This is a genomic window from Aliikangiella sp. G2MR2-5 (assembly GCF_015687155.1).
Taxonomy (GTDB): domain Bacteria; phylum Pseudomonadota; class Gammaproteobacteria; order Enterobacterales; family Kangiellaceae; genus Aliikangiella.
Window position 1 is genome coordinate 1 of sequence record NZ_JADPQF010000001.1, and the last position, 23,230, is coordinate 23,230.

At 41.8% G+C, this 23,230-nt stretch carries 19 protein-coding genes; 6 read left to right on the forward strand and 13 right to left on the reverse strand.

All coding sequences use genetic code 11. From position 1 onward, the window contains the following. Nucleotides 1-468 precede the first annotated feature (468 nt). From IYN84_RS00005 to IYN84_RS00020, 4 genes are all read right to left on the reverse strand, one after another. Entirely contained in the window at nucleotides 469-1,464 is a 996-nt protein-coding gene (locus IYN84_RS00005; protein ID WP_196137126.1) for a sensor domain-containing diguanylate cyclase, read from the reverse strand. Nucleotides 1,465-1,516: 52 nt separating this feature from the next. Further along, the gene (locus IYN84_RS00010) at nucleotides 1,517-2,950 is read right to left on the reverse strand and encodes an MBL fold metallo-hydrolase RNA specificity domain-containing protein (RefSeq protein ID WP_196137127.1); all 1,434 of its coding nucleotides are present in this window, start codon (nucleotides 2,948-2,950) and stop codon (nucleotides 1,517-1,519) included. 187 nt (nucleotides 2,951-3,137) lie between these two features. After that, the gene (locus tag IYN84_RS00015; RefSeq protein WP_196137128.1) at nucleotides 3,138-3,956 is read right to left on the reverse strand and encodes a hypothetical protein; all 819 of its coding nucleotides are present in this window, start codon (nucleotides 3,954-3,956) and stop codon (nucleotides 3,138-3,140) included. Nucleotides 3,957-4,353: 397 nt separating this feature from the next. Continuing rightward, on the reverse strand, nucleotides 4,354-5,244 hold the full coding sequence (locus IYN84_RS00020; RefSeq protein WP_196137129.1) for a suppressor of fused domain protein: 891 nt from the start codon (nucleotides 5,242-5,244) through the stop codon (nucleotides 4,354-4,356). Nucleotides 5,245-5,563: 319 nt separating this feature from the next. On the opposite strand from IYN84_RS00020, the gene IYN84_RS00025 reads away from it, so the two are divergent. From IYN84_RS00025 to IYN84_RS00035, 3 genes are all read left to right on the forward strand, one after another. Continuing rightward, the gene (locus IYN84_RS00025) at nucleotides 5,564-6,400 is read left to right on the forward strand and encodes a M48 family metallopeptidase (RefSeq protein WP_196137130.1); all 837 of its coding nucleotides are present in this window, start codon (nucleotides 5,564-5,566) and stop codon (nucleotides 6,398-6,400) included. Nucleotides 6,401-6,493: 93 nt separating this feature from the next. Next, the gene (locus tag IYN84_RS00030) at nucleotides 6,494-7,114 is read left to right on the forward strand and encodes a cupin domain-containing protein (protein WP_371734716.1); all 621 of its coding nucleotides are present in this window, start codon (nucleotides 6,494-6,496) and stop codon (nucleotides 7,112-7,114) included. A gap of 60 nt (nucleotides 7,115-7,174) precedes the next feature. Beyond that, entirely contained in the window at nucleotides 7,175-7,759 is a 585-nt protein-coding gene (locus IYN84_RS00035; RefSeq protein ID WP_196137131.1) for a class I SAM-dependent methyltransferase, read from the forward strand. 109 nt (nucleotides 7,760-7,868) lie between these two features. Here IYN84_RS00035 and IYN84_RS00040 read toward each other — a convergent pair whose 3' ends face one another. The 4 genes from IYN84_RS00040 to IYN84_RS00055 are packed head-to-tail and all read right to left on the reverse strand — an operon-like array spanning nucleotide 7,869 to nucleotide 11,406. Continuing rightward, nucleotides 7,869-8,453, reverse strand: coding sequence for a BON domain-containing protein (locus tag IYN84_RS00040; protein WP_196137132.1), 585 nt, complete (start codon nucleotides 8,451-8,453; stop codon nucleotides 7,869-7,871). Then, complete coding sequence (locus tag IYN84_RS00045; RefSeq protein WP_196137133.1) at nucleotides 8,453-9,040, reverse strand: phosphoheptose isomerase; 588 nt, start codon at nucleotides 9,038-9,040, stop codon at nucleotides 8,453-8,455. The genes IYN84_RS00040 and IYN84_RS00045 overlap by 1 nt, the downstream gene beginning before the upstream one ends. A 44-nt stretch (nucleotides 9,041-9,084) precedes the next feature. Next, the gene (locus IYN84_RS00050) at nucleotides 9,085-9,462 is read right to left on the reverse strand and encodes a YraN family protein (RefSeq protein WP_371734813.1); all 378 of its coding nucleotides are present in this window, start codon (nucleotides 9,460-9,462) and stop codon (nucleotides 9,085-9,087) included. A gap of 42 nt (nucleotides 9,463-9,504) precedes the next feature. Beyond that, nucleotides 9,505-11,406, reverse strand: coding sequence for a penicillin-binding protein activator (locus IYN84_RS00055; RefSeq protein ID WP_196137134.1), 1,902 nt, complete (start codon nucleotides 11,404-11,406; stop codon nucleotides 9,505-9,507). A 95-nt stretch (nucleotides 11,407-11,501) separates the two neighbouring features. On the opposite strand from IYN84_RS00055, the gene rsmI reads away from it, so the two are divergent. Both rsmI and IYN84_RS00065 read left to right on the forward strand, forming a co-directional pair. Next, nucleotides 11,502-12,419, forward strand: a complete 918-nt coding sequence (rsmI, locus tag IYN84_RS00060; RefSeq protein ID WP_196137135.1) for a 16S rRNA (cytidine(1402)-2'-O)-methyltransferase — start codon at nucleotides 11,502-11,504, stop codon at nucleotides 12,417-12,419. A 37-nt stretch (nucleotides 12,420-12,456) separates the two neighbouring features. After that, nucleotides 12,457-12,861, forward strand: coding sequence for a DUF1801 domain-containing protein (locus IYN84_RS00065; RefSeq protein WP_196137136.1), 405 nt, complete (start codon nucleotides 12,457-12,459; stop codon nucleotides 12,859-12,861). 376 nt (nucleotides 12,862-13,237) lie between these two features. Here IYN84_RS00065 and IYN84_RS00070 read toward each other — a convergent pair whose 3' ends face one another. Then, the gene (locus IYN84_RS00070) at nucleotides 13,238-15,637 is read right to left on the reverse strand and encodes a CocE/NonD family hydrolase (RefSeq protein ID WP_196137137.1); all 2,400 of its coding nucleotides are present in this window, start codon (nucleotides 15,635-15,637) and stop codon (nucleotides 13,238-13,240) included. 192 nt (nucleotides 15,638-15,829) lie between these two features. On the opposite strand from IYN84_RS00070, the gene IYN84_RS00075 reads away from it, so the two are divergent. Beyond that, the gene (locus IYN84_RS00075) at nucleotides 15,830-17,986 is read left to right on the forward strand and encodes a winged helix-turn-helix domain-containing protein (RefSeq protein ID WP_196137138.1); all 2,157 of its coding nucleotides are present in this window, start codon (nucleotides 15,830-15,832) and stop codon (nucleotides 17,984-17,986) included. Here IYN84_RS00075 and IYN84_RS00080 read toward each other — a convergent pair whose 3' ends face one another. The 4 genes from IYN84_RS00080 to IYN84_RS00095 form a co-directional block, all read right to left on the reverse strand. Next, the gene (locus IYN84_RS00080; RefSeq protein ID WP_196137139.1) at nucleotides 17,987-19,297 is read right to left on the reverse strand and encodes a PAS domain-containing sensor histidine kinase; all 1,311 of its coding nucleotides are present in this window, start codon (nucleotides 19,295-19,297) and stop codon (nucleotides 17,987-17,989) included. It lies immediately after the preceding gene. Beyond that, complete coding sequence (locus IYN84_RS00085) at nucleotides 19,294-20,697, reverse strand: sigma-54 dependent transcriptional regulator (protein WP_196137140.1); 1,404 nt, start codon at nucleotides 20,695-20,697, stop codon at nucleotides 19,294-19,296. Before IYN84_RS00085 ends, IYN84_RS00080 begins: the two co-directional genes overlap by 4 nt. A gap of 68 nt (nucleotides 20,698-20,765) precedes the next feature. Then, the gene (locus tag IYN84_RS00090) at nucleotides 20,766-21,962 is read right to left on the reverse strand and encodes an FtsX-like permease family protein (protein ID WP_196137141.1); all 1,197 of its coding nucleotides are present in this window, start codon (nucleotides 21,960-21,962) and stop codon (nucleotides 20,766-20,768) included. Nucleotide 21,963: 1 nt separating this feature from the next. Further along, a complete protein-coding gene (locus IYN84_RS00095; protein WP_196137142.1) occupies nucleotides 21,964-23,223 on the reverse strand; it encodes an ABC transporter permease in 1,260 nt (419 codons plus the stop codon). Nucleotides 23,224-23,230: the final 7 nt, after the last annotated feature.

Here is a 23,230-nt window from a genome sequence, read left to right on the forward strand (position 1 = left end):
ACAGGTTGCAGGATATTTTAACTTAAACCACCCAGGTAGTGTCTCGACGCCAATAACAAGAGTGCGAAAAGAGATTGAAGCAGGTCAGTGGAAAAAGGAGATTGTTATGTTGGAAAAAGAATTGTTTATTGTAAAATGTGCCTGACCCCTTGTTAGTAGTAAAAAGTGCCTGACCCCTTGTTGTGCTTGTTATTTGCAACGCGAAATCAGATGATAAAACCCCGGGGTTTCATTATCGATTAAATCACTTCGTTTAATGGCCATGGTTCATTCTTGAACTTGGTATGGGCTCTATAGGATAGATTTTTATTGTGCCAGACGGTAATTAGAATAAAAGCAGTAAAGTTTGGAAGTGAGTGTGAGAATTTGTCTATTGTTGACATTAGTGAATATCGATATAGTGGCTGTCTGAATTGTTTGTCTGATTTATTTTGAATTGTTGTTTAGTAGCTGTCTTCCTGTTTTTGTTTAAGAGAGTTGCTTCTCTTGCTGTTGCCCTTCTTGAGTACCATCCCAGAGGCTTGCACTAACAACCTGGTTACGACCATGAGTTTTTGCCTGATATAGCGCCTGGTCGGCTTGCCTGAAGATCTCTTCGTGATCAATCGGCTCATTTGGTGCTACAATTTTAAGGCCGATAGATATGCTTAGTTTGCCTGTACCTTCATTGTTAGGGTGAACATAATCAAGATCAAGAACGTCTGTTCGGATAGATTCAGCAATAGCCACCGCTTCTTCAGCATTCTGACATGTTAGCAGTGCAACAAACTCTTCACCGCCAATACGAAAAACATAATCGCCTAGTCTTCTAAAGCGCGTGTGCAGCAGTTTGGCCAAAGCCACTAGTACTTCGTCTCCATATAAATGGCCTAAGTTGTCGTTTAGCTCTTTAAAATGATCCAGATCGAGCATTAGTAGTGCGAGATAAGCATTGCTCCGACTTGCTCGCTTTTGTTCATCGATTATTGATTTATAAAATAGCCTGCGGTTGTACAACCCGGTTAGAGAGTCTCGATCTCGCTCTTCTTGTGCTCGCTTAAGATTGGTTATGTCGATAGAAAACGCACATGTAGCAAAAATATCTTCATCACGTTTGAGTGGGAATTTAACGGTGAAATAGGTATGCATACTGCCATCTTTATGTTCGACGTTTTCTTCTGCCTCAATAGACGAATTACTATCCCTTGCAAGGCAATCATTTTTCCACAGCTCATCAGCAATTTCTTTAGGAAATAGATCATAGACATTTTTTCCGATGTAATCCTCAGGTGCAGGACCTGCAAGAGAGCCAAATTGCTGGTTTGTGAGAATGATATTGCCCTGAGTGTCTTTGGCAGAAATCAATGCTGGAGCATTGTCCATAATGGCGTTGAAAATTTTCTCGGTGCTCCTCAGACCATTTAACTCTTTTTCCAACTCAGCAATTCTTGTTTTCAGTTTTTCTATTTTTGATTTATCTGACATTGTTTCTTCACCACGCTTTCTACATTTGAAATGTAGTCCAATTGAACGCGTTTCAAAAAGTAATGACTTCACCAAGCGAGGGTATCTGTGCCGACCATCCTCGTTCATTAACTGCAACTTGTAGTGCTTTTTTAGCATTTTCTTCTCCGTGAACCAAATACAAGCGAGTTTTTGATGGCTCTAGGGAAGACAGCCATTCGATTAACTGGCGTTGGCTCGCATGTGCGGAAAATCCACCCATGGTGTGAATTTCTGCTTTAACTGCGATGCGTTCGCCGCCGATTTTAAATACTTTTGCACCATCAACCAATGCTCGTCCAGGTGTTCCTTCTGCCTGGAAGCCGACAAAAACGACATGCGATTTACTGCGCCACAAATTGTGTTTTAAATGATGACGAATTCGTCCACCATTACACATGCCACTTCCAGCGATTATTATTCCGCCACTTTCCAGGCGGTTCAACGCGATCGACTCTGCTGTCGAAGTTGTATAGCGCAGTATCGGTAGAAATCGGTGCAAACTATTGTCATGAAATCGCTTCTCCGCTTCTCGTCCGCCTCTGGTACCATTTTCCATCGTATTGGTATCTTCGCGATTGTAGACATTCTGATAGCGATGATAGATTTCTGTAACCGCAATTGCCATCGGGCTATCCAGATAAACAACCTGTCGATTGAGTTTTCCCTGTTGATACAACTCACCCAACCTGAAGATTATTTCCTGAGTACGACCGACAGCGAAAGAAGGAATAAGAATATTGCCTCCGTTTTGAGAGGCGCTAACAATAATTTCCTCAAACTCTTCTAGCGTGTCGGAAATGGAACGATGTTCTCGATCTCCATAGGTTGATTCAAGTAAAAGTACATCTGCGGAGTTGACGACTTCAGGGTCTTTTAGCAAAGCTGCTTGAGAATTTCCCAGATCTCCGGAAAAGACCATCTTTTTGGTTTTGTTTTCTTCATCAACCGAAATTTCTACAATAGAAGAACCGAGAATATGCCCGGCATCCAGAAATTTAATTGTGACATCTTCGGTAATCCGGTTAATTTGATGATAAGGCACTCCACGACAATGGTTAAGAGTTTTCTCGACATCATGTAACGTAAACAATGGAGTGATCAGAGGTTTTCCGGCCCGTTTATTTCGTTTATTTTCCCATTCAGCATCTCGTTGCTGTAAAGACGCTGCATCGTTAAGTAGAACTTCGATCAGATCGCAGGTTGCCGAAGTCATGATGATTTCCCGACTATAGCCTTCAGAAATGAGGAAAGGTAGTCTACCTGAGTGATCGAGGTGAGCGTGAGATAGAACTACAGCATCAATTTGATCAACTTGAAATGGAAAGGGACGTGAGTTGGCATCTTCTATTTCCTGCCTTCCCTGGAATAGTCCGCAGTCGAGGAGAACTCGACTTTTATCGGTTTCCAGCAAATACATCGAACCTGTCACCCCTTCAACAGCACCATAGAATGTGAGTTGTGCCATATTGGCTCTCCTGCCTTCGCTAACTCTAATTAAATATTAGTTTATGGCAGAGCTCTTTGCTGGATTATGAGGTTTATCAGTTCGTAGTGTTGTAGTGACGAGTGAAGTTAAGAGATGCTTAACCATCCCGTTTTTTGGGTCTTTTATAGTTAGAAGTGAGCACCCGGAAAGGGTGCTCGTTAAAAGGCTACTTGTGAGGTTGATCGGCGTGTGCCTGGATATTACCGCCAGTGATAGATTGTAGAGGAACTTCCATAATGACATTGGCAGGATTAGCTGTTTCATAGAGTTTAAATGCAGCTTGATCATCTCCGCCTGGCTCGCCTGCATCCACTAGAGTGAACTCGATGGTATAGCCGGGCTCGTTGTTATAGTGCCCTTGGCCCACGCCAACAATAGTATCCACAGGAGCTTCTGGTGGCGCTTGAATAATATCTGGGTCATCCGTACAAGCCACGGTTTCCATATGTTCTTTCATATGAAAATGGTTGCCCTTCCAGTTGATTTCAAGATTGTTTGAAAGAAGTAAGTCGCAGTGTAAAGTAAATCCACGGGTAATACGCACCGCATCAACCCGAATTTGATGCCCGCCGCCAGTGAAGCGTCCGGTCCCTGATGTATTCGTGCAAGTATCAGGAATAGTCACGCTAGTCGACCTTGACTGTCCGCCTTCAGTACCATTGCTCCAGGCATCTACCGCAAGTGCAGTGACACTAACAGAATCTCCTGGCTGTGCGCCTACCGGAGCAGGATAGGACCCACTGAAGCGGTAATCAGGTTCGCTAAAACTATTTGACTCTATTACAACGCCGTTGAGCAAGATGTCAATGCGAGTGTTTCCACATCCACCATAATAATCGCAAGAGTCCCAGGTCCAGGATTCATAGTTGATGTTTACCTCACCGGTTGTTTCATCGCAAACTGCATCAGCAGAAATTTCAGGATGGTGAGCTTGAGCGGAAATTGAGAATAATAGAACAAAAGTAATGCTTAGATATTTCAACATAGCTATCTCCTTATTCGCTATATCTTTCTTATTATGATAATTTTGCCTGCACTTTAAGTTTCCTTGCAGCTTCAAAAATATCTCGCTCGGTGATTCTGGCAAGAAGAATGAGATATTTCAATTGCTGAATTCATATATGCAAATAAAGAATATGCTCAGAGTCCATTATTTCTTTCAGGAATTAATGCGGCTGCGCTCCCTCTTTGCTTTCGTTTCATCGATATATTTACAACAATCAAAATGGGTGACCTTATTAGGTTCGTCCTTAATGGTTTCGATTCGCTTATCAGCTTGCTTGTCAGATCGCCTATCAGAAGCAGCCTTTCAAGAAATCTCTCCAATAAGTCTCCCCAATAAGTCTCTCTAACAAGTCTGTGGGAAGAGCATTATTGAGCACCTATTGAGCTACCTGTTCACTTTCCCTGTAACCAAACTCTGACTTCTCTACTATCTGCTCAACCATATTCATTATCTTGGCTCTATTGTCTTCAAAGTTTGTCTTCAAATGATTTATAGTCTGAACTTCTTCTAATAACAGAGGCATAAACATATCGAAATAAACTTTGCCAGAACTCAAGGATATTGAACTACCAAAGTCGAGATTCTTATAAACCAGAAAGCCGCCGAAGCCGGTTTCAAAATAATCCCATTCCACGCTTCTTCCTCTCATAAAGATATAGAGTTCATCGATGAATTTTTTGAAAAATATCAGAAGTACTTCTGTTATTTTATCTTCACCCTTGGATAAGAAGAAAAACTCTTTTCCACATCCGCTCAACCCCATTGCCTCGGTATCATATGGTGCAAAGCTGCTGGCACTTTCATCGGAAAAGCCTGAAGTAATATACACATCATATCCTTTAAAAGCACAGCGGTAGCGCAGTAATGAGATCGCATTATTTTCGTAGATAACTTCTTTGGCTGTATCCGCGAACAAAAATGAATAGAAATAGTTTTCCCGTAAGTCTGCAGTGGTTAAATCCTGAGGGTTAATAAGTTGCTCAATTATTCTGGCCGTACTCATCGGGAGAGAGCTGTTGAGTGTATAGCTGAGTTCATATTTTACAGTTTTCTCAGAGAAAGACTCAGGAAATATTTTAATCAAGCAGTCATACTTGCTGTCAACCGAGCGCGTGGCAATATCAACAGCATCATCGTGTACATTCAGTATGAGCTGAGTTGTTTCGCTATCAACTGCTAATACCAGATTTCTTAGCGCTAAAACTGAAAGTAGCGGGTTGTTTGCCAGCCTGCTATTCAACCAGTTTATCAATTGATTTTCATTCATTTTACTATTTCTCTGAGTAAGCTGCCGTTATCCACCTGTTCCAATTTTGCTTTTATCAATCCAGGGGTAGAGTATTGCTAATACCATATATTATGGTATTAGCGCTGAATCGATTGATTCTATGTGACAAAGGAATAATCTTCAATCGAATAGAATTTGAACCAGCGGATTGACAAGACTAGTAATGACAATATTAATAATAACGGCTTTTTCCTGCTATCTATCGTCAGCTTTGGTAAATTTTCTTCATGCTTGGTAATTTAACTTAAGAAGCGATAAGATAATAACCCAGATATTAACGCCACCAAACAGTTCTATTATGACATCCAGAAAAAATCTACAACAAACAGTTAAACTTTGTAGCAAAACAATTATCTCAACAGTTCTTGTTAGCCTGATGTTATCGGCATGTACAACCAACATAGCAGGGCGGAAACAGTTAACACTGGTTTCGGAGCGGCAAGCAATTGAAGCATCAAAGCTGGCCTATACGGAGACAATTAAACCCCTGGCTGATGCTGGAAAGGTTAACAATAATCCGAAGTTGACTAAACGAGTCGAGCGAATCACTAAAAAACTGATTGAGCAGGCCATTTTATTGCGACCGGAAACCCGAGGCTGGAATTGGCAAGTGAAAGTTATCGATGATCCTGAAGTCGTTAACGCCTGGTGTATGGCTGGTGGAAAAATGGCTATCTATACCGGATTAATCAATAAACTCAATGCCACTGATGGCGAAATCGCGCAGGTTATGGGCCATGAAATTTCTCATGCGCTTGCCAATCATTCTGCGGAACGAATGTCTGTAGCTATGGCTAATAATATGGCTTTACAAATGTTGCAAAAGGCAACTGATGCATCGGGTCGAACAATGACTTTGGCTGCTTCAGCTGCGCAAGTCGCTTTGACGCTTCCCAATAGCCGAGCTTCAGAGTCTGAAGCGGATGAGGTGGGAATTGAGCTTGCCGCTAAAGCAGGGTTCCACCCCAAGGCTGCGGTAACTTTGTGGCAGAAGATGGCAAAACAGGGAGGCGGGCAGACCTTTGAATTCTTGAGTACTCATCCTTCTCCGCAAAATCGTCAGAAGGCATTAGAGAAACTGGGCCAGAAAGTGTTGCCGTTTTACAAAGCTGCGAAAAAGAAACAGGTTCTTTAAAGGATAAGTTTTTTATAGGATAAATTTTACTAAAAGGGGAAATATGGTTTTTATTTGCCCCTCTTCAGTTGTAAAAGAAATGGAACTTGTAACGTGACGACAAGTTCTACTGTCTATTTTTACTGGGCTATCCGGGTTTTCACCGCTGGTCACTGTCTTTTGCGGCAAACAAATCTAAATGACATTGCCTGGGATGGCAGTTCAATAACAGGACATCGAGTGGAGCATTCTGTGGAAAAATATCTAATCACCAGAGAAGAGATTGAAGCATATGAAGGAGTGTCCAAAACTCACTTCTTGAATGACAATGCGAGAAGAATTAATAAATCACTTGGTGATCTGACAGGATTGACCGGTTTTGGGTTTCATATTATTGAAGTGGAACCTGGTTTTGAATCTACCGAATTTCATAGACACTTTCATGAGGATGAATGTATCTATATTCTCGAAGGTACCTGCCAGGCATCGATTGGAGACCAGAAATTGTCAGCCAAAGCAGGCGATTTCATTGGTTATAGAGCTGGCGGTGAAGCCCATTCACTTTACAATAATGGTGATCAGCTCTTAAGATGCATTGTGGTGGGACAACGTTCTAGTCATGATGTTGGTGAATACCCGAAATTAAACAAACGAATCTACCGGCATAAAGATATGCCGTGGAATCTTGTCGATATCGACAAAATTGAAGAGCCGAATGCAGGCAACAAGGTATAAGGCTGGTTTTCAGAGTGGTAACTATCAGGTTACTCAATAGAGAGATGGTGTTTATTAATTATGAGTAGTAATGACTGGGACGATTATGCAGAGGAATGGGATACCAATGACGATGTTAATCGATATTCGGAAAAAGCCTTTGATGCCCTGACAACCGCTTTGAGTATCGACAATTTGAGAATACTGGACTTTGGATGTGGAACCGGCTTGCTTAGCGAAAAATTGGCTCACCAGGCTAACTTTATTGTTGCGCTAGATCCTTCAACCAAGATGATTGAAGTGCTCAGGAATAAGAAGATTAAAAATGTCGACACCATCGCTGAGGAATTAACTTCTGAGCTGATCAGTAAGAACCATCTTCTTCAGCAAAAATTTGATCTCATTGTTTGTTCATCTGCATTGGCATTTGTACCTGAATATGAAAAAACGCTAACTTTATTAACTCACCTTCTGAAGGGTAGCGGCTACCTGGTCCAATGGGACTGGTATAAGGAAGAGGGAGAGGAAGGTAGTGGTTTTTCAAAACAACAAGTCAAAGATGCATTTGAAAGTGCAGGCTTGTCAAAGGTTGCAGTAACGATTCCATTTTCTATGCAGGCAGGGAATAATGCTATGGATGTTATTATGGGAATTGGCTATCTATAGGTGGGAGCTTGACGGCGATTCGATAGATAGTCTTGAAGAAATATCAAGCCTGAAAAAAGGCTACATTATTACTTTGTAGCCTTTTCTAGTCCAGTATAGGCAGAATGAGTTAATTGGTTTTCTCTTCCTGAATATATTCAAAAGCCTTAATCACTCGGGTCACTCCGCCAACGTTACGCGCAATTTCGACAGCTTTACTTGCTTCATCCTGAGTTACCAGCCCCATCAAAAACACCTCGCTATTTTCGGTTACGACTTTGATTTTCGAAGAAGGAAAGTCGCTGGTAAACAACATTGAAGATTTTACCTTGGTAGTAATTATTTCATCATTGCGACTGGCAAAAAATGAAATAGGCGCTGCGATTCTCAGTTGGTTAAGTACCTTTTTTACTTTTTCTATTTTTTTAATTTCCTTTTCAGCCTTGGCTTTCAGCTCTGCTGTAGGTGCCTGACCGACCATGAGTACCGTGTTGTTGTAGCTAACAACATCGATATTTGTGTCGTCCCATAATTCATCATTTTCAAAAATTGCACCAAAAGATTTGAATTCTATGTTTTGATCTTCGAGTTGAGTCGGAACGGTTCGTCTATCTTGCGAGGCGACAGCTCCTCCCGCAGCTCCAGCAACTATCAATGACTCACAACCCGAAAGAAAAAGTGTTGAAAGCAGGACAATAATCGTTAAATTACGCATTAGTTAATTTCCCCGAATAAAGCGTTGTCGACCAAATCACATAAACTATGTACCACCACTAAATGCACTTCCTGAATTCGTGCGGTAGAATTTGACGGGACACGGATCTCAACATCGTTAGAGCCCATTAGTCCGGCCATTTCGCCACCATCTTTTCCGGTACAGCTTATGATCAGCATGTCTTTTGCTAATGCAGCACGCATTGCTTCGATAACGTTTTGTGAATTTCCGCTGGTTGAAAAGGCCAACAAAATATCACCCGGCTGACCCAGCGCTTTTACCTGCTTGGCGAAAATTTCGTTGAAATTGTAATCGTTACCAATCGCCGTGATAGTACTACAATCTGTTGTGAGTGGAATGGCCGGCAGTGCAGGACGCTCACGCTCAAAACGATTTAACATTTCAGAGCAAAAGTGTTGTGCCTCGGTAGCAGAACCTCCGTTGCCACATGCGAGAACTTTGCCGCCATTTAGCAAAGTGTTTACCAGTAATTCACCAGCGTTAGCGATTCTTTCAGGCAATGCATCAGCCGCCGCAATTTTGGTTTGAATACTTTCGGTGAAAGTATTCCGAATTCGTTCAATCATATAAAATCTTATTTACTCTAATTAACGGAGAGCTAACTTTATCTCTACTCTCCAAATGCGTTTTTGATCCAGTCAAACTGAAGTTTATCAAGCGGACCTTCGATGGCGAAAACATCAAAGCGGCAGCTCACTCGATTCACTAATTTTTTTTGCTGCAAATAGAATTGAGCGGTGTTAATCAGTTTTTTTTGTTTGACTCTGTCTACACTTGCCAGAGCACCACCAAAAGAAGCCTGTTTACGGTATCGAACCTCAACAAATGTCAGCGTTTCTCCATCTTTGGCAATCAGGTCTATTTCCCCCAGCTTGCACAAAAAGTTTCGCTCAATAATGCTGAGACCCTGCTTTTTTAGCGTTTGCTCTGCAAAACTTTCGAGTTTGCTTCCAAACTCTCTTTTATTCAGTTGTTTTAACCAGTTAATAAGCGCTTCCTTGAAAAGTTATTGGTTCTGGTCACCTGGGCATTAGTGAGAAGGCGCTGACTCTCCTGTACTATCCGATGAAGTCGGTAGCGGCTGCTTTTGTAATTTTACCGGTTGCTCTTTCGTGACATTGGGAACCCCACGGTTGAATCTGGCCCAGGTTAAATAGCGATGAACCAGTCCGTTTTCGTCAACTCCCAGTTCGCCACCCAGACCTTGCCAGTGATAATCAGGGAAAGCTCTTAATACTGCAAGTTGCGCCAGAATTTTATAGGCATCGTAACCAAGTGCGAAGAATCTGCCTCGTGAGTCCAGAGCTTCAGGCTGAATATCTTTTAAAGTATTTCGTGTAATCAGATAGTCTTCCTGTTCGCTGATAATCAGAGGAATATCAGGGAACTCGATCCCATTGAGGTCTATATCATCTTGCGGGTCTTTCTTTCCTGAATAAACCATAGAAGTCGCTATTACCGGAAGATCATGCGCGTAGTAGAAGTTAATAAAAGGCTTAATACTTCTTCCCATGCTTGGCGAAGCGACCAGGAAGATGAACTCGGCATCCTGGCGACGTCTCATTTCAAATTCCAGATTACGACCTAACAATTGTTGGACGGCACGTTTACGATCCATGCTTTTATCTACACCGAGCAGGTTTTGAACATCGGCTTTGAGTTTTTTGTGCTCATTGTAAGTTTTCACTTCGATCAGTTCGCCGCCTAGCTGCTCAAAATATTCTCGAAATGCTTTTTCCGCTCGTTCTCCGACGCTGTTTTCAGGTAAGAATGCAATGGCTTTGCGATAGCCCTTTTCAAATGCTCTGTGGGCCGCTTGTACAGCTTCATCTTCTACCGGTAGTCCGAATTGAAAGATGTTTGCTTGCTGGAAGCCTGTATCCTGCAAGCGATTTAGCGCTAGCATGGGAACCGGGATCGATTCCTGTTCAAGAATAACAGAAACGGCTTCTTTGGTTAGTGGCCCAAGAATGAAGTCGGCGCCATCATTTAATGCTTTCTGGTAAGGCGTGAGTGCAGAAAGATCCTTGGCGGTGTCATAAAAGCTAATCCTGGGGGCGCTAGCTGCATCAGCCTGCTGGTAATGAGCGGCAAGAATACCATCTCGTATGATCTCGCCAACCGCACCATTTTTGGCAGATAAAGGGAGTAGCACCGCAATTTGTTTGGGCTTAAACAGAGTCGCAGAAGCGGCACGCTGTAAAGTTTCTGGTTGATGGACCTGTGACGGATGAAGCGGATAACGCTTTTTCCATTGCTCCATCTGGCCAAGCAATTGCTGCGGATCGTGTCCCCACTTTTTGTTGATGTAAACGATTTCAAGCCAACCATTTAGCCGCTGAGTATTGAAATCTGACTTCAGACTGTTCAGAAAGTCGACTTCGATGGTATTGAGGGCTTGCCAGATTTTTTCATTATTGCTTTGCAATAGCTCTGGATTGTCGATCAAATCCTCTAACTCAATCCTGATTTTAGCGGCTTCAAAGGCGTTCCCGTTTGCCAGGTAGCTATCGGAAAGACTCTGTGAATATCTAAGTTGCCACTCGATAGGCTTTGCTCCCGGATTAGTGACACTATTCAAACGCTTTAATGATGATTCGGCGGCTGCCAGTCCTAATAGTGTTTCACCATAATAAAGGTTAAAGTCGTCCTGTTGCAGCGGAGTCAAATATTGTTGATCGACCCGAATCAAAATTTCCTGAGCTTTTTCATAACGGGCTTCCAGTACCAGCAACCCTGCGACTTCGACTAAAAGTCCGGCTTTGCGAGTGGGCTCTGCTTGTTTAGCCTGTTTCAGTAGATATTCCAGATCATACCCTTTACTTGTGGGAGTATGGCGAGAGGAAGTGGATTTAGGGCCACAACCTGCGATAGCTACTGCTAGCAAGCTTGCGAGTATGAATTTGTTGCTTTGACCAATAAATTTCTTCATGATCCAGTAATATCTCCGAATCAGCGCATTTTTCATCTGATAAACTTCGCTTATTTGGCGAAATTTCGCTGATTTTTTAGCTATGAACGGTTTTTATGACGAATTTACATTCTGAACACGAGTCCGGCCAGTCACCCAGCCATACTTCTGATCCTGTTGTCGCCAATGGCGATAAGACTCAAGGCGTATTGTATGTTGTTGCCACGCCGATTGGAAATCTTGATGACGTGAGTGATCGAATGCGTCACACATTAGCCAATGTCGAGCGAATTGCCGCTGAAGACACTCGTCGCACACGCAGCTTATTATCCCACATTGGCGTAAATACGCCATGTTTTTCACTACATGAACATAATGAGAGACAAAAGCTGGATTATATAGTTCAGTGTTTGGATAAAGGAGAGTCGATTGCGCTGGTTTCGGATGCCGGAACCCCGTTAATCAGTGATCCGGGGTACCCGGTAGTTCATGAGTTACGTAAACTTGGTTTCAGAGTTGTACCAGTTCCTGGGGCCTGCGCATTTGTGGCGGCGCTCTCGGTAAGTGGCTTGCCCAGCGATCGTTTCTATTTTGAAGGTTTCCTGCCATCCAAGCAGGGGGCACGGTTAAAACGGCTGAAAGAGTTATCTACTGAATCCGCTACTCAGATATTTTATGAATCTTCTCACCGCATTCGGGCCTGCCTTGAAGATATTGCAGTGGCTATGGGGGCCGAGCGGGAAGTCGTGATTGCTCGAGAATTGACCAAGACCTTTGAAACGGTATTAGGTGGGAGTGTCAATTCTCTGATTGAAATTCTGGACTCTGACTCTAACCAAAGTCGCGGCGAGTTTGTCGTATTGATTAAAGGAGCGGAAAGGCAAAAAGAGGTACTTTCTGAAGAAAGTAAAAACTTGGCAATTAAACTCAGTGAACATTTGCCGGGAAAGAAAGCGGCCAAAATCACAGCCGAAGTTTTTGGTGATAAAAAGAATCAGATATACCAGTATTTACTGGAACAGAACAGGGATTAATGTTTTTCAATAATTTAGTCTAAAAGGCGGAGGGAGCATGGATAAGGCGATCGAATCATTTTTAGCCAAGGTTGAAAACCAAAGAAGGAAAGAGGATGCCTACACTTTGCTTAAATTAATGGAAAGCGCGAGTGGCTACCCTCCTTATTTGACGGGAACTATTATCGGCTATGGCAGCTATCACTATGTGTATGAGAGCGGCCGTGAGGGTGACTGGTTGGTAACGGGCTTTTCTCCGCGAAAACAGAATTTGGCTGTGTACATCATGCCGGGCTTTTCTAACTATCAGCCATTGATGGATAAGCTAGGCAAGTTTAAAACCGGCAAGTCCTGTTTATATATCAATAAACTGGATGATATTGATCTCAAGGTGTTAGCCCGACTGGTGACAAAATCAGTAAAGGATATGCAGAAGAAGTACGTTTGTAAAAAATGCCGGTAAAAAAGGTTGAATCATGACTTTTTGGTATACAGATATGAGAGTTTCCGAGTGTCCTTATTGTCATTCAAAAATTTATTTGAAATATCCGATAAAGTCTTGGGATAACGACTTTTTCGATATTGACACATGTAGCTCATGCGGTCAGAAATTTACTGTTGATGAACGATTAGAAATAGAAAAAAAGGCAAACCTCTCGTTATACGTTAACTGGTTTTCAAACCTGAAAATCTGGATAGTCATTGTTATATTCGTGACGATTTTTTTTCAAATACTTTATTAATCGCCGATTTTGCATGCAAATGAAACCACTCTGTAAGGACTGGTTTCATTTAATCAAGATTAAGAGTGACTAGTTTTCCAATTGTTTAGAAATTAGTCATTTACCTGTCCGATGATAAACCTTAAGCGGTAAATCAACATAGCTGGAGTTCAACCACTCAACTTTAAGCGGCTCCCCCGCATCGGCAATCGATTCCTCACTGACATCTTTGCTGGTTCCATAGTTGACCTGAGCAAATGAATTCATGTTGACGTTAAGCAAAAGCATCAGACGACTCCCTTTACTTATTTTTTTACTTACCATTCTCACCCGCTCGAATGGAATACTTTCAATTTCACCGGGCTTAAGCAGATGTCTACGGTTCATATCTTTGGCGTAACTGGCTCGACCAAGAAAATAACTCAGATGATGAAAATCTCCATTTTCTTTGATTTCAAATAATACCAACCCAACGTCCAGGTCTTTCTTATTGATTCTGACTTTTAGCTCGCCCGACATACTACCACTGAGTTCCATATCTTGAGTGAATTCGTCGGTAACAAAGGCAAATCCGCTATCGATTTTGACCTTCTTTTGTACAATTGGGTAAGGATAGTAGTGATTGTTGTACGACTTACTTCTATCTGCTAAATCAATCGTCTGAATCAAAGCATCCAATGATGAAGACTTGCTTAAGCTGAGTTTATTTTCGTCAATGGCATTTTCTGTATTTGTCTTGTTTTCTCCTCTGTGCAAATAGTAGCGATAAGGAGCAGCCTGCAATTCATCAAAAGATGAAGTGTGACGCCAGGAATTGTCTGTCATGAGTTGATAGTTGATTTTATCTTTCAGTAATGCCGGTTTGGGGGCGCCATTGAGGACATAGTCAAACCATTGGAAAGTTATTTCTCGCATATCAATCAGGGCTACGGGATCCAGTTTGTAATTTCTTAAATGAGTGTTTCTCAATATTTGCGAGCTGAAGTGATCGTAGGGGCCAATTAGCAAGTAGTGTTCTGCATTCGGATTGTATCGATAATGCTCTTTAAGGTAGTGCATTGCCGAGATCTGTCCATCATCGTAGTAGCCGGTCAGTGTTAACACAGGAATATTAATTTTTGCGTATTCCTTTTCAAATGGAATCATCGACTGCCAGTAGTCGTCAAACCCTGGATGGTCCAGCCATTTTTGTAACCAGGGATTAGGTTTGCCGGCGATTTGGTCAAACTCTCGATAAGAGCGTCCACTTTGATACCATTCATCATTTACCTGATTCCAGTTTTTACGGGAGTAGGCGCCGGGATCATTTACTTTCTTGTTGGTTACAAAGTCTGTCCAGGCATAGTTGGCATTTAGGAAAATGTTGTTTTCCATAGGGAGACCCAAACCGGCCATAGCTGCAACGGCGGGTACGATAGTTTTTAGTGCCGGATGGAGTTTTTTAGTCGCAGCCCACTGGGTATATCCCAGATAGCTTCCGCCGTACATGGCGACGCGGCCGTCAGTCCACGGATGCTGGCTCAACCATTCAATGACGGTGTAAATATCTTCTACTTCTTTTTCATAAGGGACTATGGCGCTTTTACTCAGTCGTTTGCCTCTAGTATCTGAAACAACGCCGACGTAACCTCGGGCGGCGGCTTCTATTGCCCGCTGCAAGTTATTTTCTTCGTCAGAGTAGATAGTCGCGGTAAGTATCGCCGGTCGTTTTTGGGTAAGTGAACGACTGCGAACGATCATGGCAGATAGCTCTGCACCGTCAGTGGTTTTAATAATCACCTTTTTATTTATCTGGTATCGCTTGTTGCGGTCATCCTCAATCAGCTTTCTGGCCAGCGCCAAGGATTCTTTGTAAACCTGATAGTCGATATATTCGACAAAAAACTTGTTAAGCTGAGCTAGCAGCGTCTCATCCGGCTGATTTAGATTAATCTCTTTTCCGGCGACCCGGCCATGGAGGAACTCCAGATAGCTTTTGCCCGAGTCAAGACTGTAAGTGACAAAATCGCTCGCATCATGTGCTGATTTATCATTCAAAGTGTCAAACTTGCCTTTGAAAGCTTGCGCGTAGCCTTCCTGAAAGCTGCTTTCTGCTGTGACAAGTTTGGACTCGGCGTATATTTCCTGACCGATAAATAGTCCGGGAGAAGTGACTGGAAACTTGGCTGCTTCGTCCTGTCTGGCTAGTTCGAGAGACTCTATGGCTTTTTCATATTTGCCAAACCATAAATAAAAACGAAAGCGTTTCGAATTGTTCAGGTTACTTATACGGGGGTGAAAAATTGTTTTGGCAAGCTGCAGGTATTCCCGAGCCAGATCATCCTCAACCGTGTTGGCATTCAAATCAGGAAGTCTTTGAGGAATGCGTATATGATTTTCCGGTACTTTTTCTGTGTCTGTAGCGGACGTCGCCGAAGTAAAGGCTGAATAGCAGGTTGCTATCATAACCAGTAAGCTCAGAATCAAGTTTTTCCAATTGCTTAGTTGATTCATTTGTTGGTTCATTGGTTGGTTCAAGTCCATCTCCTGAAGTTTTATCAAGTTGTGTTGCGGGGTAGCCGCCTGATTCCTCGGTAGCTTATGTAACAAGGCCTGCAGAGTAATGAAATTGAAGTGACTTTTAGTGACTAAAGGTGACTAATGGCCAAAAAGCTGTATTATTAGCGACCAATCGACAGGAAATTCTTTAGGCCCTGACAGCCCTGCACCATGAAGTGGACAATTAGACAGTTTACCTTTTGCGAAGATCAGCAATTATTAATTTCTGAGCAAGGGGAGTTCCCGTTAGAACCGAGACAGGCGGAAGTCCTGGCGTTTTTTTGTCGCAAGCCGAATCAATTGATTACTCGTGATGAACTGGTCGCTGAAGTATGGCAGGGAAGCGTGGTAACTGATAATGCAATCAACCGCATTATCGCCAAGCTGCGCAAGTCGCTAAATGATTCTGCCAAACAAAGCGAGTTTATCGTGACTCTGCCACGTAAGGGTTATCGTTTTATTGCGCCAGTGGTGGCGCAAGAGCCAGCGGATACTCCCTATGAGTCTCAGGAAAAAGTCGCTTCACATGATCAGAAAACTCCTGTCCTATTTAACCGAATGATTATCGGACTATTGGGTGTTTCTCTGGCTGCTTTTATGTTGTTTAAATTTTGGCCGGGCGAAAATCAAAAATATCAGACTAAATTTAAATCAATTAAGGCATTGACCCGGGATAGAGGAGAGGAGTTCTTGCCTGCGGTTTCCCCTGATGGACGTTATTTGACCTATGCCGCTTACAAAGACGATTATCTTAGCCTTTATATCAAAGACCTGAAAACCAACGAAAAGCGATTGCTCAGCGATCTTAAAGGGAATGCCGGCAATGGAGACTGGTCCGGTGATGGCAGCCAGTTTTTATATCTCTATACGACTCCCGAGACTTGCGAGCTGCGTATTATCGAATTTGACAAAGTCGATAAACTCTCGATTAAAAGCAAAAAGACAGTACATGAATGTTCGACTCGCAGTTACGGTAGCTTTGCATTTGCTCATAATGGACACGAGATTATTTATAGTGAACGTGAGCACGGTAAAGATGCTTATCAGATTTATATAAAAAACCTGGATACGGGGAAAATTATCAGGCCTGAACAACCGCCGTTGTTTTTGGCGGGAAATGTCTATTTTGATTTGCATCCAAAGGAAAACAAATTACTCGTAGCTTCGCCGGATGAGACACAGCAGCTGTCTTTTTATACCGTTGACTTGGATAAAAATGAATTAAACTTTAGTTTTCGTATGGAGGGTTACATTTGTTGCCCTGTGTGGGGACACACAGGGGAGAGCATTGTAATGGCAAGCTCGCTTCCGTCTTTCTCTCTTTGGGAAATGGACCTCGATGGAAAGAACCTGCGAACTATCTACAGCGGTTTACATCGAATTTACAAGTTGAAACGTGTCGCCGACGAAACTGGTTTTGTTTATTCCGGTGGAATGGACAATTTTGATATTGATTACCAGTCATTTGACGGGGCGATACAAAAGAAATTTATTCAGTCAATGGTGGCGGACTATGCACCGTCGATATCGAATGATCAGCAATACCTCGCCTATGTATCCAGCCAAAGCGGCAAGGGCCAGGTATGGTTGCATAAGCTGAGTTCAGGAGAAGAACGTAAGTTAACCGACTTTTCCAAAAGTGATCATTATTTTTCACTTCAATGGTCCCCTGATGATCAAAAAATAGCCGCATTGACTATTAACAGTATACGAGTTGTAAATACCCTCAGCGGCGAAAACCATGCGGTTGAACTTCCATTACAAGGGATCAGGGGGCTTTCATGGGGCACGGAAAATACTTTAAGTTTTAGTTTAAAAAACGAAGGTCGATGGAGTGTTTATCAGTATGATTTACTGACTCATAAACTGCATCAGCAAGACCCAAAGTGGGCTTATGAATATCACTATTTCTCCCTGCAAAAGAATAAAGCCGACACTCGAGATTTTTGGAAGAATAAAGTACTGAAAATTGACCATCAGGGAAATTTTTATGTCGATCAACAACGCTTGGACATTTCCATAAAAAATCCTGTCGACTATCGTCGTCGTTTTCTTTTTCAAGTTGTCGACGATATTATTTATTATTTCGAACAGGTCAGCTCAACGAATACAGAGCGATCTGCAGATAAAGATAGTTCTGCAAACAAAAACAAATATTCTGAGGAAGAGTCTATTTATTTGACGAGTTATTCTATTACAACAGGGGAGAAGAAACGTCTTGCTCTCCTGGAACGAGAAATGCCCTTTGCCATCTGGGGAAATGGTTTCTTCCTGGTCAAAGATTCCGAGCTAAATGCCGACATTTTTAGATTAAACTTTGAAAAATAGTTAGATAGCTATCTGGACTTTAAAACAGGCACCTTTGCTAACCTTGTTGTTAGTCAAGCTATAAGAGTAGTCATGAGATGTGAATATTTCGTTAATCAGCATAAGGCCCACTCCTTGACCACTTGTTTTTGTTGTGAAAAATGGCGTAAACAATTGTTCTTTGGTTTGTTCACTAATACCTTCGCCATCATCCTTAATAGTCAGTTCTAGCGATTCGCTATTCATTTGTAATGATACTTCGATCAAACCATTAGAACCAATCGACTCTAAAGCGTTTTTCAAAATATTAACTAAAGCCTGCTCGATCAGGTTTGGATCTGCTTTCACGAAATAGTCATTTTCATCTGAAAATTGTATAGTGACATTTTGCTGTTTCGCCTGTGCATAAAATAAGGTTGTCAGGTTTTTTAAAAGTTTGGTCAGATTGAACCTGGATTTAATTGGTTTAGGAAGCTTGACTACATTGGCATACGCTTGCATAAAATGATTTAAACTTTTGCTTCTATCAATGACAACGTTTAGCGCGTTACTAAAGTCCTCCTGGCTGTCTGCATCGAGCTGGGATTGATAGTTTATACAGCTTTCTAACAGAGAATTTGTGATGGCTATCGTGTTGTTAACCTCATGGGACATCAGACGGATCAATTTATCATAAGCTCGCTTTTGTGATTGTGCTATTTCACTGGTCATTTCCTGAACCATATAAAAAGAACGAGTAAAGCCGCGATCCAGGAAGCAGTGGTGACTAATTTTTAGCTGGTGGCCGTTCTCTGTCGAAAGCAGTTTTTGTGATTCAGCAGGTACATTGTTCAACACGCCTATTCTTTGACCGCTTAGAAGAGCCAGTTTTGAGCCAATAATTTCGTTTTCCCTGATAGCAAATAGGTATTCGGCAGCAGGATTGACCTGGCTGATATTATTTTCGAAATCTAGTAAGACCACCCCTATCGGTGATTCCTTCATCAGTTGTTCGAATACGCTTCGCCTCTCTCCAACTTCTAGTCGTTCCTGATAAAGACGGCTCAACATCGCATTGTACTGAGTTAGCAATTTATTCAGATCTTTCTGACCAGTTTTTGTAAAGCGACTGGTGAACTCTTCCTCCTTTAGCAAGTTACTAAAAGTTTCCGAATACTCTATAGGCTCAACACCACGTCGAACCAACCAGAAATATACAAGCAGACTGGAAATGAGCACCAGTTCCGCAACAAGGAGCATACCTCCCAGTTCTTTATGAAAATACAGCGTTACTAGCAGAAAGAAAGTATGAAGAAGAGAACCAAGAAGATAGAGTTTTGTTTTTAAGCTCAAGGTTTTATTCCGTATTTTTCAAAGCGTCTATATAATGCTGCTCGGCTTAGTCCAAGTGCTTTAGCAACGTGAGAAACATTTTGTTGATAAGCTTCGAGTGCTTTCTCAATCATTAGTTTTTCCATATCTTCCAGAGTAAGATTTTCTGACACAAATGAGGACGTAAGTGTTTCATGTATTGCTTCTTCACTTTGATTTGTGTTCACTTGATTTTCCAGTTGATTTTGAAATGCAGCAATATCCAGAGCTTGTTTTCCAGACATCAGAACCGCTCTTTCGATAGACTGATTAAGTTCTCTGACGTTACCCGACCAGCTTTGTCCCATGAGCCACCTTTCTGCCTGTTCATCAATTTCCAGTTCTTCCATATGATAATTCTTTTCAATATTTTTAAGGTGTTTCCGGGCTAATAGTGGAATATCGCCGCGCCGTTTTCTTAATGGGGGTAAATTTAGAGTTATCAGATTCAGTCGATAAAGGAGGTCTTCGCGGAAACTACCATCTTTAACCATTTCGTAGAGATCTCGATTGGTAGCTGCTACCACTCTAACATTTACTTTTTTGGTTTTAGAGGAGCCTAAAGGTTGAAAAGATTGATCTTGCAGAACTCTGAGCAACTTGACCTGAGAAGCAGGATCAAGGTCTCCTATTTCATCCAGAAAAATAGTTCCACCATCAGCCAGTTCAAAACGGCCCTGGCGATCCTGAAAGGCGTCGGTAAATGCGCCCTTCACATGACCAAACATTTCACTTTCAAACAAGCTAGTGCTCATCCCGCCCAAATTGACTTTCACCATCGATTTGTGGGAGCGCTTAGAGTTTTGGTGAATGGCATTGGCAATAACTTCTTTTCCTGTGCCGCTTTCGCCTAAAATGAGAACAGAGGCATCTGTTTTAGCTACTCTACCGATAGTAGAGAGTATTTCAACTATTTGTGGGTCTTCACCGACAATATCTGAAAATTGATTTTGTGCGTCCAGTTCGCTTCTATTGGCGACACTTTGTTGAGGACGTTGTAAGTCGAGACAGGTGTTAATGATTCGGAGCAGTTGTTGATTGTCCCATGGTTTGGTCACAAAGTCGGCTGCTCCGGCTTTAATTCCGTTGACTGCAAGCTCAATTGACCCCCAGGCCGTCATTAAGACAACCGGAATACCAGGGAAGCTAGTTTGAATTTTCTCCAGAAGTTCCATACCTTCTTCACCACTGGTATTGCGAGAAAAATTCATGTCCTGAATAATCAGGTCAACAGAATGACTGGCTAGTTGAGCCAGTGCTTCCTCTGGTCTGGAAGCTGTAATCGCACCAAAACCATTTTGTTTTAGTAATAGTGCGATAGATGTCGTTACAGAGATATCATCGTCAACTAAAAGTATTTTAAAATTTGTTTGACTTCTCAATTTAAATATCCTGATGTTCAGGGGGTAACTTTACTTGTTAAACAATTTTGTCCGGCCAAGTAAATTTCCTATTCATAGTGTAGGGCCATAGCTGGAGTATAGGTAGTTGCAACCTTTCCCGGGTAGTAGGCACACACGAATGAAAGTAAAAGCATAAAAAATACTGAAACGATGGCGGCAGTTGTAAACAGAGTCCAGTTAAGTTCAGGTAATACACCTAATAAGGGGAGTTGGATCAATAACAGCAAGGCAATAGTTATCCCCAAACTACAGATTACAGCCAGTTCTCCGATAACCTGTCTATGAATCATGGACGCTGTCGCTCCTAATGCTCGCCTAAGTCCAATTTCCTGAGTACGGCGAGATACATTCTGCCACAAAACGCCAAGAAGTCCCATGCCAACCATGATTATCAGAAAAAATGCTATTACTGCAAAAATTGCTATCGGTATTATTGTTTCCATCAATTGTGAGTGCCTGCTTTGCTCCAGGCTTCTGGCAAAGTAGTCCCATTGAGGGTTAATATTTCTGAGCAGACTGATTATCTTTGCTTCGAATTCCGGAGTAACTTTCTGATTGAGTTTAAGATGTAGTCTTTCGTTTCCCTTTCCTGAATCCTGAGCCAAATCGAATCGTTCAATAAGGTAGGGAACGGGTTCTGATAACTCGCCGAACTGTTTAAAGTCTTTGATCACACCAACAACTCGCATTTCTTTTGCTGGCTGTTCCTGTTGCTCAGTACTGGCGACATTTTTTCCGATAATAGACTCTCCTGGGTAAAACTCATCCGCAAACAGCTGGTTAACAACTACCGCAGTATAGGATTGTCCAGCATCTTGATTACCAAACCAGCGCCCTTCACTGATTGTCATACCCATCGCCTGGGCTGATCTGTCGTCCATTCTGTTTTTATTAAAGAAGAGCTCTTTATCATCAACTTTATAGTTAGTTTTCCAGGACCAAAAAGTAAATACCGGCAGAGATATCACATGAACACTGTCTACTTCCGGCAACTGTTCAAGAGCCGTCACCATTTGCTGGATGGTTGGCCTGTCCTTTTCCTGGTTCCATTCTTCAGGGTTGTCAATTCTTATCCACCAGATATCTTCGTACTGATAGCCGAGAGGCTGATGATAAAGCCAGGTATAGCGAATACTGATTGCTGCAAGGGCAAAAACTACTATGAAGGATATCGCTACTTCGATAGTTATTAGCGCGTTTTTGCTTTTTCGATTCCACAACATCTTAAATATATGGCCCAGCATTCTAATTACCTCCTTTTAATGAAAGTGCAGGATTAAGTCGTGACATTTTAATTGCCGGATAAGTTCCAGAAAGTAAACTCATCACTACTATTGCTAATAACCCCCAGGCGAAGAAACGAAAATTAAATGCAATATCCAAAAAAGGTAATATTCCACTGAGTTCAATTGCCTGAATAATTAAATAGGTTAGCGTCATGGCGACCAGTCCGCCGATTAAAGTTAGTAACATATTTTCAATAACAAACTGAGAAATGAGCTGATTCGAAGAAGCACCAAAAGCTTTTCTGACGCCTATTTCTGAAGCTCTTTCGTAAATTCTACTGATATTAATGTTAATCATGTTAATGCTGGGCAGCGTCATAAATACCAGGGTAAAGACTGTTAACAAAGTAATTAATATTCCAACACCACTTTTGTATTCGTACTCGTAAGTACCTGCAAACATATCACTTGCTACAGCTTCGAGCTTAGTATAAGCGCCTGCATAGGCTTCGCTGTAATCGTGTCTCCTGGAAATTTGCAGGTTATTTTTAAGCTGATCGACAAACTCTTGTTGTATTGCTGTAATTTTATTGGAATCTGAGTGATAAAGAATTGCAAGCCAATTATCCATTTCATGTAATTGATAAGCGGTTGAAGTCATCGTAGTGTATGGAAGCCAGGCATTTGCAAAGGCAATGTTTTCAATTGCTGAAACATTATCGACTATTCCAATAATCGTAAACTGTTGTTCTCCCAGCATTAGATTTTTTCCTAGCGCCGAGGCTGCATCTTTAAAGTGAGAAAGAGCTGTATTCAGATCTATGACGACAGCCATATCTCCGCGTTCTATTTCCTCATCATTAAAAGGTCGTCCCTGAATAAAGTTGAAATCGAGTACTTTCCAGTAGTTTGCGTCAGTATAACGAGTTTTATAGCTGAATTTTTTATTCTCTTTAAAAGTATTGGTGTGTTGAACAACTGTAGCGTAAGAGACTAACTCCGGAAGTTTGAGCAGGTTGATATTATTATTCAGAAATCTAAAACCAGGTCTTCCTGAATTAGTATTAGAGTGATCATCATTGGTTAGAGTCAGCCTTTCAAAAGTAACAAAGTTAGAGGCATTTTTTTCTGGACCGCTAGGATAGATATATCCATTGAGTAAAGTCAGGGCTAGCATAACGACTGTAAGCGTAATACTGATACCAAAGAGATTGACAAATGTAAAAAATTTTCGTCTCAAAAAAACTTTCCACGCGACCATAATATAGTTTTTAAGCATTTAAATC